The sequence below is a fragment of the Sorangium sp. So ce117 genome (assembly GCF_051524395.1).
Taxonomy (GTDB): domain Bacteria; phylum Myxococcota_A; class Polyangia; order Polyangiales; family Polyangiaceae; genus Sorangium; species Sorangium cellulosum_B.
Map to the genome: position 1 here is coordinate 4947352 of NZ_CP150309.1, position 15719 is coordinate 4963070.

The window sequence follows — 15719 nt, forward strand, 5'->3', positions numbered from 1 at the left end:
GAACAGATCTGGGCGGATGGGATTCGAGAGGGATGATGGGAATCGATGTGACCTGCACGGTCACTTTTATCTATCCGAACGACCAGGCTGTCGCCATCCGCGGCCGGTGCGCTGGCGCGAGCACGCGGCTCGCGCCAGCTGGAGAGGAGGGCGCGCGCAAGGGCTTGTCAGGCTGACCGGTTCCGACGAGGCGCTGTGCGTCGCGCGGAGAGGCTTGTCGGGCTGACCGGTTCCGATGAGGTGCCGTGTGTCGCGCGGAGAGGCTTGTCAGGCTGACCGGTTCCGACGAGGCGCCGTGTGTCGCGGACCGCCGACCAGGCACGGCCGCGCGATGCCCGCGCGGGCAGGGGAGCCAACGGCGTGGCTTGCTGGAAACCCACCGGTCCCGCGCTCGCACGGTCGCGTGCCGTGCTGCCCCTTGAAACTAAACCGTCTGGACGGTACAGTAACGTCATGCCGCGGATCAGCCAGCGCGACCGTATCCTTGCCGCCGCCGCCGACGTCGTTCGCCGCGACGGCAGCGACGCCATGACCCTCGATGCCGTCGCGGCCGAGGCCGGGGTGAGCAAGGGCGGGCTGCTCTATCACTTCGCTTCGAAGGAGGCGCTCGTCGGGGGCCTTGTGGAGGCGCTCATCGCCGGCTTCGACCGCCGGCTCGCGCAGCTCGAGGACGGCAAACCGGGCTCTTTCGCGCGCGCCTACCTGCACGCCACCGTCGAGGGCGACGTGCCCGATCGGACGAGCGCCGCGTTGCTCGCGGCCGTCGCGCTCGCGCCCCACCTGCTGGAGCCGCTGCGCGAGCGCTACCGTGCGTGGGCGGAGCGGCTCGCGCGCGACGGCATCTGTCCCATCGACGCGCTGGTCGTCCGGCTCGCCGTCGACGGCCTCTGGATGGCGGAGCTGCTCGGGCTGGACCCGCTGCCACCCGAGCGACGGATCGAGGTCATCCGCCGCCTGCAGCAGCTGACCGAGGGGAGCGCTCCGTGACGCCGTCCTCTCGCTGCAAGGCTGTCCTGCGCGCGCTCGCCTGGGGCTCGGTGATCGGCTCGTTTCCGGTCTGGTTCTCGGCGTTCCTTGTCGTGCCCTTCCTCCCGCTCTCGGTCGGGGGGCGCGCCGCCCTCGCCGCCGGGCTCATCGGGGCCGGCGAGGTCATGTTCTGGGGGGCGGGGCTGGTCCTCGGCGCCGAGGCGCTCGCGCGCTTTCGGCCTCCGAAGGTCAATACCGGCCGGAGCTTTCGCGACAAGCGGGTCGCGGTGGTCGGGGCCACGGGCGGGCTGGGCGAGGCCGTCGTGCGCGCCCTGGTGAGGGAGGGCGCGGAGGTCGTCCTCGTCGCGCGCGACGGCGCGCGCCTCGCTCGGCTCGCGGAGACGTACGGCGCGGCCCACCACACGGCCGAGCTCGCGGCGCCGCAGCTGCGCGACGTGGCGGCGCGCGTGGGGCCGGTCGACCACGTGGTGTGCGCGACCGGCGTCGACGTGCGCAAGGGGCTCGACACGCACACCGACCAGGAGATCGAAGCGGAGCTGGCCGTCGATCTCGCGGGGCCGATCCATGTGGCGCGCGCCTTCCTGCCGCGCTTGCGCCCAGGCGGCGTGATAGCCCTCTTCGGCGGCTTCGGTGACGGGACCCTCGCGCTGCCGTACTACTCGGTCGACGTGGCCGCGCGGGCCGGGCTGGCGGGCTTCTGCTGCGCGGTGAACCGCGAGCTTGCCGTCGAGGGGCGGGCCGAGCGCCTCTGTTATGTCGGCCCGGCGCCGGCGGACACAGCCGCCGAGCGCCCCTTTGCAGATCTCTGGCGCCGCGCGGGGAGCACGCTCGCGCCGCCGGAGAAGGTCGCCGACTTCGTGCTGGCTGCCCTGCTCGCGAGGAGGACGAGGGCCGTGATGGGCGCGTCCACGCGGATCTTGCTGCTGCTGCAGGCGTTCGCCCCGCCCCTGGTCGATCTCGTCATCGCCCGGCGCATCGGGCCGCACTTGCGACACGCGTTCGGGGCGTCGGGGCGAGCGAGCGACTGAGCGCCGCGGCACCGGCGCCTCGGCGCCCCAGCCTCTCCACCGAGAAATGCACCGGCAGGGATGCGGAGAGTCTGTCCTCTTTTTGGTGCCCTTGGCGCGCTTGGCGGTTCGAATTCTGCTCCTTTCAGGCAGTATCAACCCGCCTGTCGCTCTAAAACCACGTCTCCCAGCGGCCGCTGTCGATCTCGGCCGCGTGCACCGTCGCGGAGATGCGGTCGCGGTCGCCCGGGAACGGCTGTATCTGGTGCAGGCGGTAGCTGTCGATGACCAGCGCGCCGCCAGGGCTGTAGCCGGCGACGAGGCTCCGCGCGGAGAGCGCCTCGTCGCCCGGGTCGTCTCGCCCGTCGTAGAGGACGTCCCACAGCTTGAGCCCCCCGTCCGCGTCGGGGAGCTCCAGCATCACGACGACGGTGATCGCGCGGAGCCGGCGGGCAAGGTGGTAGTCGGAGAGCCCCTCCGTGTCGAAGTGCACGACGCCGCCTTCACGCGCGACCTTCTCCCCCGCAGGGAAGATGTGGACGCCTGGCCCGCAGAAGCCGCGCCGGGGCTGCGCGAGCCCGCCGGTGAGCGCCGCGACGAGCTCGCGCATCCGGCGCTGGAGCCCGGGGAGGTGGCGCTCGACGCGGGCGTCGGAGGCCGCCGCCTCGGCGAAATAGACCCGGGAGCGCCCCTGCTCCAGGTGCGTGTAGAAGGCGCGCCCGAGCGAGAACTGCTCGCCTCCGAAGTCGGCAGTCCACTCGGCGCGGGCCGCGCGGACCCCCGCGACGAGCGCGGCGCGCTCCGCCTCGGAGAACACGCGCGGGACCTCCAGCGCGAAGTGGTGATCGAGCGCGTCGACCGGCCGGGGCGTCGCGCGCGGGGACGTGGGAGAGGGAGAGGCGGAGGACGAGGCGGGAGGGGGATCGAGCCGCAGTACGGAGGCGCGGCGCGCGGTCGGCATGGCCAAACCACCGTTAGCACCGCGCGAGGCGGCCAGCCAAGCAGCGGCGCGCCGGCCCGAGGCGGCGACGCGCCGGCGGCGCGGCGAGGCCCGGAACCCCAGCGGTTTTTCCCGCGCGAGCCCCCGGATCCGGGGTAGAGTGCCGCCGCGGGAGCACCTTTTTGCGAGCGAGGACAGCGATGGTGTCGGGCAGGCGAGGGGAGAAGCGGCAGGAGCAGCAGGCGTTTGCGCTCAAGGGCACGATGCCTGCCATCACGATGCTCTGTCTCAAGACGGCGAATGTCTCGGCCGTCGAGCGTCAGCTCGCCGACCACATCTCGCAGATGCCGCACTTCTTCCTGCACCTGCCGATCCTGCTCGACCTCGCGGAGCTCGGCGACGAGCCCGTCGATCTCGGCGCCCTCGCCGGGCTGCTGAGGAAGCACAACCTCGTGCCCATCGCCGTGCGCAACCCGACGGACGCCCAGCGCGAGCGGGCCGTCGCCGCCGGCCTCGGCGTGCTGCGGACGCCGCTCACGCGCTCGCGCCAGGCCGGGCCGGCCGAGGGGAGCACCCCCACGCCGGGGCCCGTGGCGGTGGGGCCCGCGCCGGACCGCGGCGCGCCAGCGGCCGCCGCGGCGGAGCGCGGCCCGGCGGGGCCCGCCCGCCGCCCGAGGGACGCCGCGCCGCCTCCGGACGCGGCCGGGGAGCCGCCGCCGGCGGGGCTCACCGTGCGGCAGCCGGTGCGCAGCGGGCAGGTCATCTACGTGCCCCACGGCGACCTCGTGGTCCTCTCGCCGGTCAGCTCGGGCGCGGAGCTCATCGCGAACGACAACATCCATGTCTATGCGCCGCTCCGCGGCCGCGCCATGGCCGGCGCCCACAACAACGCGGACGCGAGCATCTTCTGCATGAGCCTCGAGGCGGAGTTCGTCTCCATCGCCGGCCGCTACCTCATGGCTGACGAGATCCCCGACGAGCACCGCGGCAAGCCCGCCCGCATCTCCGTGCAGAACGACGGCCTCGTGATCACACGTCTCTAGACCGGGCTGGCACCCCCGACGCAGAGCGGCGGTCTCCCGCTCTTTATCTTGGCCGGAGCTCGGTCAGGACGAGCAGGTACTCCGGCGGGTTGTTCGGCGTCAGCTTCGCGTACGGGTTCTCCATCGTCGGGAAGCCGGTGAACCGCTTCGTGCTGTATTCGCCCCACGACGGGTTGTTGAAGAGCGGGATCACCGGCGCGGCCTGGACGAAGATCATCTGGAGCCCGTCCAGGATGCGCTTCTGATCGGCAGGGGACGTCGCGGACTCGAACGCGTGGAACAGCACGTCGGCCTCCCGGGCGCCGAAACGGTGCCAGTTGCGCGGCGCCACCTCGCCGAGCGGCTTCACGAGATCTGCGCTCATCAGATCGCGGTAGAAATTGTACGGCGTGGGCTCGACGCTGGTCCAGCCCATCGACAGATCGAACAGGCCCTTCTGCAGCGCCGAGTAAAACGCGCTGAAGTCGTAGGTCTTCATCGACGCGGCGATGCCCACGCTCTCCAGGTTCTGCGTGATGATCTGGACCGCGCGGACCCAGTCGGACCAGCCGCTGACGACGTTGATCTCGAAGCGCATCGGCTTGCCGAGCCTCGTCCGGATGCCGTCCGCGCCCCTCGGATAGCCCGCCTCGTCGAGGATCTGGTTCGCCCGCTGCGGATCGAACTTCACCCAGTCGCCCGCCTCCACCGCCTTCTCGCTGCGAAACCGCTCGTAGGAGTCGTCCAGCCCCGTCGCGTCCGCGCCATGGGTGTAGTTGTCCGCGGCGAGCTTGACGATCTGGTCGCGGTCGATCGCCATGCTGATGGCCTTGCGCACGCGAACGTCGTCGAACGGCTTCTTCGTGGCGTTCGGGTACAGCGTGGCGGTGCCCCCGACGAGCGGGAACCAGTAATGATGATTGGCCGGATCCTTGGCGACGAAGACCCGCTCGATGTCCGGCACGAACGCGCCCGCCCAGTCGATCTCGCCGTTGACGAGCGCCAGGGTGACCTGGTCGTTGCTCGGGTACGCCGGGAAGCGCAGCCCGTCGACCGCCGGCTTGCCCTCCTGCCAGTAGCGCGGGTTCTTGCCGAGCTCGTACACCTGGTTCTGGAAGACCTTCACCTCGGTGAAGGGCCCTGTCGCCACGGGGTTCTCGTTCGCGAACGTGACCGGATCGACGACGTCCTTCCACACGTGCTCCGGCACGATCGGCTGGTGGCCGATGTAGCTGAGCCCGGGGACATAGGGCCGCCGCAGCGTGAACTCGACGGTGGTGTCGTCGATCGCCGTCACGGAGCCGAGGAACCGCCACACCCCGGCGAGATCGAGCGCCGCGTGCTTCTTGATGAGCGCGAACGTGAACGCGACGTCCTTCGCCGTGAACGCCTGTCCGTCCGACCACTTGACGCCGGAGCGGGTCGTGAAGGTGAGCTTCTTGTTCGCGTCGCTCCACGCGTAGCTCGTCGCGAGCCACGGCGTGTAGTCGCTCCGCATCGTGTTGTAGACGAGCATCGGCTCGTAGATGCCGGCGACCGTCGGGAAGCGCGTGCTCCCCTCGGGGAGCAGGGGGTTGAAGTTGCGCACCCAGGTGGCCTGCTGCTCCCTCGCGATCGTGACCATCGCGGCCCGCTTCGTCGGGGGCTGCTGCGCGGAGGCGGCCGCCGCCTGCGCCGACCCCCCCGGCGTCGCCGCCCGCTCCGGCGCGGCGGACGGGTTCTCGCTGCCATTCTTCGAACGACAGCCCGCCGCGGCGAAGGTGGACAGCAGCAGCGCCGACAGGACGAACGCGCGGCGCGGCATGGTTCGACTCATCCCAGACATCCACCTCTCCACGCGGGCGATCTCGACCCCCCCGCGACGCTCCGTTCCCGTGACCACTCCAGCGACGACGCCCGGCCCCCCGCCGAGGCACCCATGCACGACGCTCGCCCCCGTGAAACATCGGGCCAGGTATCGCCGCGCTCGCACTCTATCGGCGCATGTGAGCACATGTCAACTTGACCCGCTCGCCCGCGATTTCTGGATCTCCTCGCGCCCTCCCGCGAAACTGGCGGCCGCTCGGGGCCCCGACCGGGCGTAGAGGAGGCTCCGCCGCGCGGAGCCCCTTCCGAGGAGCCGACCGTGACCACCCCCGTCTCACGAACCTTCGTCGACCTGAGCCACACCGTCGAGCACGGCATGACGACGTACAAGGGCGTGCCGGCGCCCGTCGTCTGCGATTTCCTCTCGCGCGAGCAGTCCCGCGGCGTTTACGCGGAAGGCGTCGAATTCCACATCGGCCGAATCGACATGGTCGCCAACACGGGCACCTACGTGGACAGCCCGTTTCATCGCTATGCGAACGGCAAGGATCTCGCCGGCTTGCCGCTCGAATCGCTGGCCGATCTGGAGAGCGTGGTGGTCGAGGCGCGGGGCCGGTCCGGGAGGGCGATCGACGCCGACGCCTTCGAGGGGCTCGATCTCGCCGGGAAGGCCGTCCTCGTGCGCACGGGCTGGAGCGAACACTGGCGCACAGACCGCTATTTCGAAGGACACCCGCACCTCACGCGGGACGCGGCGCGGCTCCTGGCCGGCGCAGGCGCCGTGTTCGTGGGCGTCGACACCTACAATATCGACGACACGGCCGATCCCGCGCGGCCAGTCCACTCCCTCCTGCTCGGAGCGGACATCCCGATCTGCGAGCACATGACCGGGCTCGACAAGCTCCCCGCCGCCGGGGCCCGCCTCTTCGCCGTCCCGGTGAAGGTCCGCGCCTTCGGCACGTTCCCGGTCCGGGCGTTCGCCATCGTATGAGCCGCGCAGGCCGCCCGGTGGAAGCGCGGTGAGTCGCGGGCTCGGCTTGCCGGGCGCGGCGGCGCGGCGCCGCGGTGTCCGCAGCCGGCTCAGCCTCCGTCGAGCGGGAAGAGCTGCAGGTTCACGGCGACGACGCGCTCGGGCGGCCGCGACTCCGCGATCACCGCGCGCATGTTCTGGAAATAGCTCACGTGGAGCTCGGAGAGCTTCTCGAGATCGGCCGCGGAGACCGTGAAGACGTTGAACGAGAAGCGCCCCTCGGCCTTGCGCGTGAGCCGCGCCAGCCCGACGCCGGCCCAGAAGCACTTGAGCCGGTGCTCCGCGTCCGGGTCCGGGCGCGTGTCCACCGTCCGGATCGGCGCGACGGTCCACCGCCCGCGGCTCCTCCGGATCTGGCCGGCCTCCGCGAGCCGATCCAGGCAGCGCGCCTCGTCCTCGACAGGGAACCCGAGCCGCCGCGCGATCCACCCCGGCTCGTGGCGCCGTAGCGCCCGGTAGGCCGGCAGCTCCAGCGCGAGCAGGACGGCGGGGAGCAGCGGCTCCTCGTAGACGGCGCGGCGCTGGGCCTCGAGCGTGCGCCACGCCGCGCTCGCCGCCGGGAGCGCCGCCGGGTCGGCGACGAGCGCGACGAAATCGAGCAGGCGCAGCGAGCACGCCTCGACCATCCGCAGGAAGTCCGGGAGCCGCGGCTCGGCCTCGCCCGAGAGCCAGCGCGCGACCGCGTAGCGGCTCCTGCCCGCGCGCCGCGCCACGTCGACGATGGGTGACATGGAACGCATCTCCGAGAGGAGCGCCGCGACGCCCTCGGCCGACGCCGGATCGGTGCGCGCGAGCCACGCGGGCAGCGACGGGAAGAAGCGCCTCACCGCCCCCGCGACGTCGACCCCCGCGCGCCGCGCGGCGACGAGGAAGGTGGCCGCGGTCGGCCAGCGCCTTCCGGACTCCCACGTGTAGACGACGTTGGTGCGGAAGCCGAGCCGGCGGCTGAAGGCCAGCTGCGAGCGCCGGCCGCGCAGGGCGCGGATCAGCTCTCTTGCGAGGGATTCATGGTCCACGTACCGCAGATTCGCACATGTGGAGGCCAGTTTGCCTTATGGAATGTGCGAAGCTGACCTGGCGTCGCGCCGACCGCGAACGCAAGGTACGCCGCAGGAGGTCGTGAACATGCGCGAGCGGCGTTGGCTTTCTTGTATTGGTGCAGCGGTGATGAGCGTCGGGCTCTCCGGGTGCGCGGATGGCGTAGGCCAAGGTCCACCGGACAACAGGCCACAGGGCGGCCAGATCGGGGGGGCCTACCGGGGGTGCGATTTTGAGGCGGAGGACATCGGCGCCGACGACGTCTCGCCGCTGGGCTTCTCGGCGCGGGACGTCGCCTCCGCCCTCTCCGGAGAGCGCTCCGTCCCGCTCCTGTGGAGGGAGTGGAGGGAGGATCAGCGCACGACCGCGACATTCTCCGTGGGCGAGCTCGTCGCCGCGCGTCTCGTGCGATCCACGGAGCCCGATCCGGGCGAATCGAGCGGCAGCACGGATCTGTACCCCTCGGTCTGCTCCGACTACGTCCAGGTGGATGTTCCGCTGGCCTTCTCCACCGAGGACGGCGCGTTCGACGAGTCGCTCGTGGTCAAGCTCCGCGCCCGTCAGCCCGACGTTGCCGACTTCGTGCACAGGTTCGACCTCGCCGCGCTCCAGGGCTCGTACGAGGTCACCAAGATCAATCCTGCAGAGTTCCGGGAGGTCAGCGTCCACCTGTACGGCAAACTAAGCCCCGGCGCGATCGAGGGCTCGATCGGCGGGAGCGGCGACGGCAGACCGGAAGGCTCGGTCTACTCGGGCTACACGGAGCTGTTCGACGTGGCAGAGTTCTGAGCGCGAAGCCACGGTCGCGGGCAGCCATCTGCGGTGGAGCATGGCTGTCCCTGATGATGTGCACCAGGCGCGGCCCCGGCGCGTTACTCTAGCTTCTCCGCCGCTGCCTTCGCGGAGTTGATGTAACGCCTGGCGCCGTAGACGGCGAGCGCGGCGCTCGCGCCGAGGATCTCGACCCCGCCATGGCCGCTCAGCGTGAGATCCAGCCCGCGGTCGCTCGGCGCGAGCGCGAGCGAGACCAGCGTCGGCGAGTTGCCGAGCGCGCCGAAGCTCGCCGCCACAGGGCCCTCGAGCATTCCCGCGAACGCCTGACGGTCGATGTACAGCTGCAGATGGGAGGCGCCCTTCGCGAGCGCCCGGGCCTCGGCGAACGACGGGGTCGCGGCCAGCGATTCCTTGTCCTTCCCGAAGCGCGCGGCGACCTGGGCGAGGTACCTGCGGTCGCCCGCGCCGATCAGGATGAACCCAGGCCGGGTCTCGGCCCTCAGCTCGTTGCCGTCCTCGAGATCTTGCGCGAGCGACCCGGGCTTGGCCCTGAGCTTCTTCGATGTCCGCTTCATGTGCGCGGCGACCGCGCCGAACACCTTCTTTTGCGCTGCCTCATCCGCGGTCGCCAGCGCGATCAGCACGGCGCTGTGCCTGAGCGCCTCGGCGCGCCTGGCGCCTGCGAGGCCGAGCTTGTGCTTCGGATCGCGGTAGATCCCGACCGCGGCCTCGCCGCCGAGCGCCCTGTCCACATCGCCGAGCTCGAGCCCTACCTGGGCGAGCGCGGCCGCGGCCGCCGCCGCCGCGGGCTCGCCGGCGAACCCGTCGAAGGCGCCGAGGACGTCGCTCACCGTCTTTCCCGGCGACCGCTGAAGGGACAGCCCGAACGTCACGAGCGCCCCCTGGGGCAGCTTCGCCACGGCGGCATGGTCCGTCGCCGCGAGCACCGAGCCGAGCGCGGGAACTTCCGGTCCGTAAAGCTCGAGCTCCACGCGGAGCCCGGGCGCGTCCTGGTGAATGGGAAGGGCGATGAAGAGCCGCGAGCCGGGCTCGGGGCCGGTCGTGCCGCCGCCTTGCAGCCGGTGGAGGTCGATCGCGAGCCAGGGATCCTTCGCGCGCTCGGCCTGGAAGAGCGCGGACGTCTTGAACGACGGCTCGCGCTGCCCCGCGACGCGCAGGGCCCTCGACAGCGGCTCTGGCCGGGCGCAGACGAGGGCGACCCGCGCCTCGGCGAGCCACGCGCCGTGGGCGATCATGTCGTCCTCGTCGCCTCGGAGCGCGAACCTGCCCTCGCCGGCCTCGCGCGGCAGCTCCTTCAGCAGCCGCTCCACCGGGGCTCCGTCGCGGAACCGCGCCGCCACGCAGCCGCGCTCGACGAGCGCCCCCAGGGAGTCGCGTGGAGCCGCCTCGCCCCCGACGAACACGGTGGCGCCGTCGAACGATGCCATCAGATCTCGGGCGAGCTCAGGGCTCAGGCCGGGCTGGCGCGCCAGGACCGCCGTGACCTCCGCGAGGAGCTCCTCCCGGAGGACCGGCGCGGCGCCGGCGAGGAGCGCGCCGGCCTGCGGGACGCTCGCGACCAACACCGCATCGCCGGGGATGACGTCGACGAGCGACTCCACGCTTCGCGGCATCTCGGGGCCGCTCGGCGGCGCGGTCCCCGCGAGCGCCGGGGCCGCGGCCGAGCGCGGCGGCGTCGCCGCGGGGGGCCCTCCGCAGGACGCGAGCGCGACCAGCCCGGCCACGGTGACAAGTCTGGGAAACGCCAGGCGCATGGACAGGGGGGCTCTCCTCATGGACGTGCGCTGTGGTACACCCGACCGGCGCAGGCGTCTCCGCCAAAGCGCCTGAGCGGCCGGGAAGCGCGTGCCCCGGTGGCGACGCGCGCCCTGCCCATCGCCAGCGATCCCGGGCCGTCCAAGGACAGAGAGCCGCCCTGACGCGTCAGCGGCGCAGCTGCGCGCGGACTTCCATCAGGATGATGCCCAGCATGTTCCGCCCGCTCCCGTCGCCGCCGTCGGCCCAGTAGGCGTCGTTCGCCGTGTGCTCGACCAGCTCCGCGTCCCCGGTGTCGAGCAGGGCGCGCCCGAGATCCTCGTGCTGGGTGAACTTCGCCAGCACCACCTCGCGCATGACATCGTCTTTGACCTGCTCCCAGTCGGGGCGCAGCGGGCGGCTCCGCTGCCGGCCCATGCGGGCCGCCTCGCCGGGGCCGGAGGCGTTGCGGATCACCTCCTCGTGCTCGGTGCCGGGGAACTTCTGGGCCTGGAAGTAGTGCTCGCTCGTGGGCCACACCTTGCCTTTGAGCGTGACCGGGTGGCGCGAGAAGTTGGAGAAGAACCCGTGAGCGTCGCCGGAGCGATAGAAGCGGATGACGGTCATGAGCCCAGTCTACCCCACGGCCCCCGCGGCGCCGCGGCGGAACCTCGCCGCGAGCCCGCCGCCATCGCCGTCGCGGTCCACCGCGCCGCTACTGGATCGAGCCGATCTGGTCGAGGAAGTCGTTGTAGACCTGGAACTTATTCGCGGGAACCACGTCGACGCCTATGTTGACCCGGTGCTCGTCGGGCATCTGGTTCTCGTCGACCATCAGCGGACTGAGGATCTGCTTCGTCGCGTCGAGGCCGATGTGCTGGATGCCATAGAGAATGTAGGGCACGAGGTACCCCTCGTAGTACTGCCGCTGGACGATCGTCGCCTTGATGCGCTTCTTCTGCATGTACTCGACGGTCTTCGGATCGAAGTCGAACGTGACGATGGGGATGTCCAGCCTGCCGGTGGCTTCTGCGGCCACCACGCACCGATACGAGATGTTGAACACGCCGATCATGCCCACGACGGGCGGGTTCGCGTTCAGGATCTGGGTCTTCAGCTGATCGACGTCATAGCCTTCCTGACCGTTGATGAAGACGGCCTGGACCACCTGCGCCGTGTAACCGGTCTGCCCGAGCACATCCAGGACGCCGAACGTTCGCTGGGACCCGTCGTACCACTGCGTTGACGCGTCGCCGTGGACCAACACTGTCCCTGGCGGGGGGGGCAAGACTGGGATCTGGGGATCTTTGATGTTGGGATCGAGGAGGGCCTGCGCCGCCTTGGCGCCGGCTTCCTTCTGGATGGCCCCGACGTAGAGCGTGCGCCCCGAGTCCTTCAGGTCGGTGTCGAACGTCACCACGTGGAGCTTGTTCGCCACGGCTTCCTTGACGGAGGCCTCGTTGAGGGAGTCGTAGGGCGATATGCCGAGGCCCTGGACGCCATCCTCTATCGCGTTCGCGATCTGTTGATTCTGGAGGTTCTGCGACGCCGTGCCGTCGTCCGTGTTCATCTGCGTGCTGGGGCCGAGCACGTTCCCCACGGCCTCGAGCTCCCCCATAGCTCGGTTCGCGCCGGTGGCGATCGGCTCGAAGAAGGTGGAGAGGTGCTTCAAGAGGACCACCATCTCGATCGGCTTGAGTCCACTCTGGTTGATCGCCGTGACGAGCTCGTCGATCCTCTTCTCGAGGTCCGTTGGCGTGAACTCGGTGACCGGAGTCCGGTCTCGCTTGATCAGCGCGATCTCCTCGGTCGGCTTGTCCGACTGGGGGGCGTCCTCTGCCGCGCACGCCGCCGTCATCACCATGAGCCCGAGGGCCGTCATCCAGCATCGTCCTGTCATCTTCATGACATTCCCTCCTCGGCGGTCGGCGAGCACGATGCCGAGATCTGGGACGCGAGTCCCACAAGCGTCCTGGTCTCCATACAGTGCCGCCAACATCTGCGATAAACGAGCACCATGTCGGTTCGACGGGCGCATTGCAACGTCGTGGGCATCCTGAAACCCATGTTTGCAATTTTGAGATACGACGTCGACGAAGTGACTGTCAATAGGCACGGAAAATCGCCGATGAGGAGCGGCGTGAAGGCGAGGTGGGAGATCGCGGCCGAAGGCACCACGCGCAGGGCCGCCGTGGAAGCACGATTACACACCTCGCCTCCGCCGGCGGCGCGTCTCTGCCAGGTCGCCGCCCGTCGCGGAAGGAGGTGGAGAATGCCTACGTGAGCTCGCTGAGCGCGCCCGTGGTGAGCGCCGGGTCGGGCTGGGAGCCGAACGACTCGATCTCGACGCCGAACGCCTGGGCGATCGACACGAGGACCCGGCTGTTCGTGATGGGCGTGAACGTGGCGTCGGCCTCGCCGCACCACGGCGCGTCGGCAGGGCAATCCGCCTTGAGCTTGATGCGCCGGCCCATCCTGAACTTCCCGTTCGCCCCGCCCGCCAGCAGCGTCGGCACGTTGCGCGTGCTGTGCAGGGCGGGGTTCCCCATGTCGCTCGACGCGTAGATCAGCGTGCTGTCGAGGGCGCCGAGCTCGTCGAGCCGCTGCATGAGGCGCGCGATCTTCGAGTAGCTGTACCGGTTGAACCTCGCGAGCGGCACCCAGGTCGCCGGATCGCCATCGCCGGGGCGGCCGTTGTTGCCGACCGGCGAGGCGTTGTAGGTGTGCGCGACCGAGCCGTGGTTGTCCGTCGGCAACCCGAGCGGGTTGTTCGCGTAGGACAGGTCGTTCATGAACAGCGTGGCGAAGCGCGTGACGCCGCAGGCGAGCGCCTGCGCCAGGAGGTCGACGTGCGCGTCGGTGATGGCGTCGAAGTAGGGCTCGCCCCCGTTGTACTGCTTCACCGACGGGAACCTCGACGCGTCGGGCAGCGGCGGCACGACGCACGACGGCCCGCCGGCCGAGGGCGCTGCATACTGCTTCTCCAGCTCGCGGAGCGACGTCAGGTGCTGGTCGAGCTTCTGCTGCTCGGCGGGCGCGAGGCGCGTGCGCAGGCGGTTGATGTCGCCGTTCACGAAGTCGATCACGCTCTGGCCGAGCTCGCGCTGCCGGGCCGCGCGGGCCTGGGCCTCGGGGTCGTCGCCCACGATGAGGCCCGCGAACAGCAGGTTGAACGCTTCCACCGGGTGGATGATCTTCGGCAGCGGCGCGCCGCCGGCGCCGAAGGACAGCGTCTGCCCGGACTCGGTCCCGTCCATGCCCACCCCGAGCGCGACGCTCGTGATGCGCGTGTCCGCGCCGAGGCCCTTCTCCACGGCGAGGTACTGGTCGAGCGAGAGGTTGAGCGGCATCTTCCCGTCGATGCGGCTGCCGGTCAGCATCGTGCCGGCCGAGTCGTGCCCGTTGGCGTTCGACAGGTGGTCGATGCCCTCGACGACGAGGATCTTGTCCTTGAAGCTCCGGCCGTAGGTCGCCGGGTCATCGAACGGCTGGAGAGAGCAGTTCTCGTACGCGATGTCGAAGCTCGTATCCGTGTCCCCCGCGCGCATGGCCCAGTACTCGGCGGCGATGCCGTGGGGGTGATAGACGGCGACGAGCTTGAGCGGCAGCTCCTCGCCGCCCGCCCGGGCGACGGAGTCCGCGAGCATGTTGACGAAAGGAAGCGTCGCGAGGCTCGCCCCCACGGCGCGAAGGAAGGTACGGCGGGTCGACCGGCGCATCACTGGGGCCTCCGATGGCTGAAGAGACTGCTCTTGACGTAGGTGATCAGCGTTTCGACGAGCTTGCCCTGCTCTGCCTCGGGGACGGCCTTCCATGCCTTCAAGAACGCCTCCTCGCTCTCCGCTGCGGCCTTGCCGCTGCGGCCCACCGAGGCGCGGAGCACGTTGCGGGCGAAGCACGAGCGCACCGTCGGGCTCGTGGACAGGGCCTGCGCGAGGGCGTTGCTGTCGGCGTACGCCCCGTCGAAGTCGGCGCCGATCGCGACGGTGACCGCGCTGTCGACCATTTGGTTATTGTCGTTCTTGCGGACCATGCCCATGCCGTCGAACCGCTCGAACGAGAATCCGATCGGATCGATGCTGTTGTGGCACCCCTTGCACGCCGCGTCGGCGGAGTGGATCTCGAAGCGCTGCCGCGTCGTCTTGCTCGGATCGGGCACCGGCGGGACGACGTTGATGTTCAGCTCGGTGGGCGACCGCAGGTTGACGCAGGCGACGCGGCGCAGGACGGTCACCCCGCGCAGCACGGGCGCGGTCTCCGTGGCGTGCGCATACACGGAGAGGAACGCGCCCTGGTTGAGGATCCCCCGCCGGTCGGAGAACGACACGCGCCCTGTGTCGGTGGCGCCGTACACGCCCTTGAGCGGCTCATCGATGATGCTCCAGTCGGCGCCCAGGAGCTCGCCCACCGTCCCGGTGGAGTTCATCAGGACCTCCGTCACGAAGTCCTCCGTCTCGCGCTCCATCGACGCCCTGGCGTCGGCGAACTGCTTGTAGACGTTCGAGTCCTTCGCCGTCATCGCGATCCTGTCGACGCCGAGCCACTCGCGGACGACACGCACGATGCGCTCGCGCGCCGCCGACGTCTGGAGCAGCCGGCGCACCTCGGCCTCCCGGCCCTCGGGGGTCGACAGCGCGCCCGCGGCGGCGGCCTCCATCAGCGCATCATCGGGCGGGCCAGCGGTGATGAGGTAGGAGAGGGAGCTCGCCAGCTCATGCGGAGTCAGCGCCAGCGCGTCTCCGCCGGATCCATCGCCGATCTCCGTCAGGTAGAGGAAGCCCGGCGACTGCAGGACCGCGCGCGCGACGAGCTCGATGCCGTCCGCGTACGTCGCGCCCTTCGCGCCGATCCGATAGACCGCGAGCAGCGCGTCGGCCTCCGCCGCGTCGAGCGGGCGGCGGTAGGCGCGCCCGCCGAACGACGTGATGAACGTCCTGGCGCAGCTCTCCGCCTGCGTCCCCGGATCGGCGCAGGGGGCGAGCTCCGAGACCTTGCCCTTCACCTCGGCCGCGAGCGCCTCCGCCGCGGCGGCGAGCTGCTTCGCCAGCACCGGATCGACGCGCTGCGCGTCGTTGACCGTGAAGCCGTCTTGCCGCGAATCCGGCGCGAAGCCCTCACTCGGGTTCTTGGTGGTCCCCGTGAGCGCGCGCACCGAGGCGGCATACTCGGCGTTGGTGAGCCGGCGGATGCGCGCTGGGAGGAGGCTCGCGCTCTCCGTCCCATCGGGCAGCGTGACGCCGCCTCCGCCCGACCCGGAGGCGCCGGGATCTCCCACGTCTCCCGTGCATCCGGCGACCGCTGCCAGCGTGGTCGCCAGCATGATCCCGTAAGAATGATAACCAAGTGATCGACCCATGGTT

The 15719-nt window shown here is 70.6% G+C and carries 13 protein-coding genes; 5 read left to right on the plus strand and 8 right to left on the minus strand.

All coding sequences use genetic code 11. The features are described 5' to 3' along the window. Positions 1 to 408: 408 nt before the first annotated feature. Together WMF46_RS18410 and WMF46_RS18415 are read left to right on the plus strand one after the other, a co-directional pair. Positions 409 to 987, plus strand: coding sequence for a TetR/AcrR family transcriptional regulator (locus tag WMF46_RS18410; RefSeq protein ID WP_437986800.1), 579 nt, complete (start codon positions 409 to 411; stop codon positions 985 to 987). Then, positions 984 to 2015: an SDR family NAD(P)-dependent oxidoreductase gene (locus WMF46_RS18415; protein ID WP_437986801.1), complete on the plus strand. Its 1032-nt coding sequence runs from the start codon at positions 984 to 986 to the stop codon at positions 2013 to 2015. The genes WMF46_RS18410 and WMF46_RS18415 overlap by 4 nt, the downstream gene beginning before the upstream one ends. Positions 2016 to 2166: 151 nt before the next feature. On the opposite strand, the gene WMF46_RS18420 is transcribed toward WMF46_RS18415, so the two are convergent. Continuing rightward, positions 2167 to 2955, minus strand: a complete 789-nt coding sequence (locus tag WMF46_RS18420; protein ID WP_437986802.1) for a hypothetical protein — start codon at positions 2953 to 2955, stop codon at positions 2167 to 2169. Positions 2956 to 3134: 179 nt separating this feature from the next. Between WMF46_RS18420 and minC the strand changes: the two genes are divergently transcribed. Continuing rightward, a complete protein-coding gene (gene minC, locus WMF46_RS18425; protein WP_437986803.1) occupies positions 3135 to 3977 on the plus strand; it encodes a septum site-determining protein MinC in 843 nt (280 codons plus the stop codon). A gap of 43 nt (positions 3978 to 4020) precedes the next feature. Here minC and WMF46_RS18430 read toward each other — a convergent pair whose 3' ends face one another. After that, complete coding sequence (locus tag WMF46_RS18430) at positions 4021 to 5760, minus strand: ABC transporter substrate-binding protein (RefSeq protein WP_437987908.1); 1740 nt, start codon at positions 5758 to 5760, stop codon at positions 4021 to 4023. A gap of 321 nt (positions 5761 to 6081) precedes the next feature. On the opposite strand from WMF46_RS18430, the gene WMF46_RS18435 reads away from it, so the two are divergent. Then, entirely contained in the window at positions 6082 to 6753 is a 672-nt protein-coding gene (locus tag WMF46_RS18435; protein WP_437986804.1) for a cyclase family protein, read from the plus strand. 89 nt (positions 6754 to 6842) lie between these two features. Here the strand turns inward: WMF46_RS18435 and WMF46_RS18440 are convergent, their stop codons facing one another. Beyond that, the gene (locus WMF46_RS18440) at positions 6843 to 7808 is read right to left on the minus strand and encodes a DUF4423 domain-containing protein (protein ID WP_437986805.1); all 966 of its coding nucleotides are present in this window, start codon (positions 7806 to 7808) and stop codon (positions 6843 to 6845) included. A 151-nt stretch (positions 7809 to 7959) separates the two neighbouring features. Between WMF46_RS18440 and WMF46_RS18445 the strand changes: the two genes are divergently transcribed. Beyond that, positions 7960 to 8619 (plus strand): hypothetical protein, encoded by a 660-nt coding sequence (locus tag WMF46_RS18445; RefSeq protein WP_437986806.1) that lies wholly within the window; start codon positions 7960 to 7962, stop codon positions 8617 to 8619. Positions 8620 to 8702: 83 nt separating this feature from the next. On the opposite strand, the gene WMF46_RS18450 is transcribed toward WMF46_RS18445, so the two are convergent. The 5 genes from WMF46_RS18450 to WMF46_RS18470 form a co-directional block, all read right to left on the minus strand. Beyond that, positions 8703 to 10379, minus strand: coding sequence for a hypothetical protein (locus WMF46_RS18450; RefSeq protein ID WP_437986807.1), 1677 nt, complete (start codon positions 10377 to 10379; stop codon positions 8703 to 8705). A gap of 169 nt (positions 10380 to 10548) precedes the next feature. After that, positions 10549 to 10986 (minus strand): NADAR family protein, encoded by a 438-nt coding sequence (locus tag WMF46_RS18455; protein WP_437986808.1) that lies wholly within the window; start codon positions 10984 to 10986, stop codon positions 10549 to 10551. 88 nt (positions 10987 to 11074) lie between these two features. Then, positions 11075 to 12265: a sugar ABC transporter substrate-binding protein gene (locus tag WMF46_RS18460; protein ID WP_437986809.1), complete on the minus strand. Its 1191-nt coding sequence runs from the start codon at positions 12263 to 12265 to the stop codon at positions 11075 to 11077. Between the two features lie 370 nt (positions 12266 to 12635). After that, positions 12636 to 14078: a DUF1552 domain-containing protein gene (locus tag WMF46_RS18465; protein WP_437986810.1), complete on the minus strand. Its 1443-nt coding sequence runs from the start codon at positions 14076 to 14078 to the stop codon at positions 12636 to 12638. After that, the gene (locus WMF46_RS18470; RefSeq protein ID WP_437986811.1) at positions 14078 to 15715 is read right to left on the minus strand and encodes a DUF1592 domain-containing protein; all 1638 of its coding nucleotides are present in this window, start codon (positions 15713 to 15715) and stop codon (positions 14078 to 14080) included. The genes WMF46_RS18465 and WMF46_RS18470 overlap by 1 nt, the downstream gene beginning before the upstream one ends. Between the last annotated feature and the right edge of the window lie 4 nt (positions 15716 to 15719).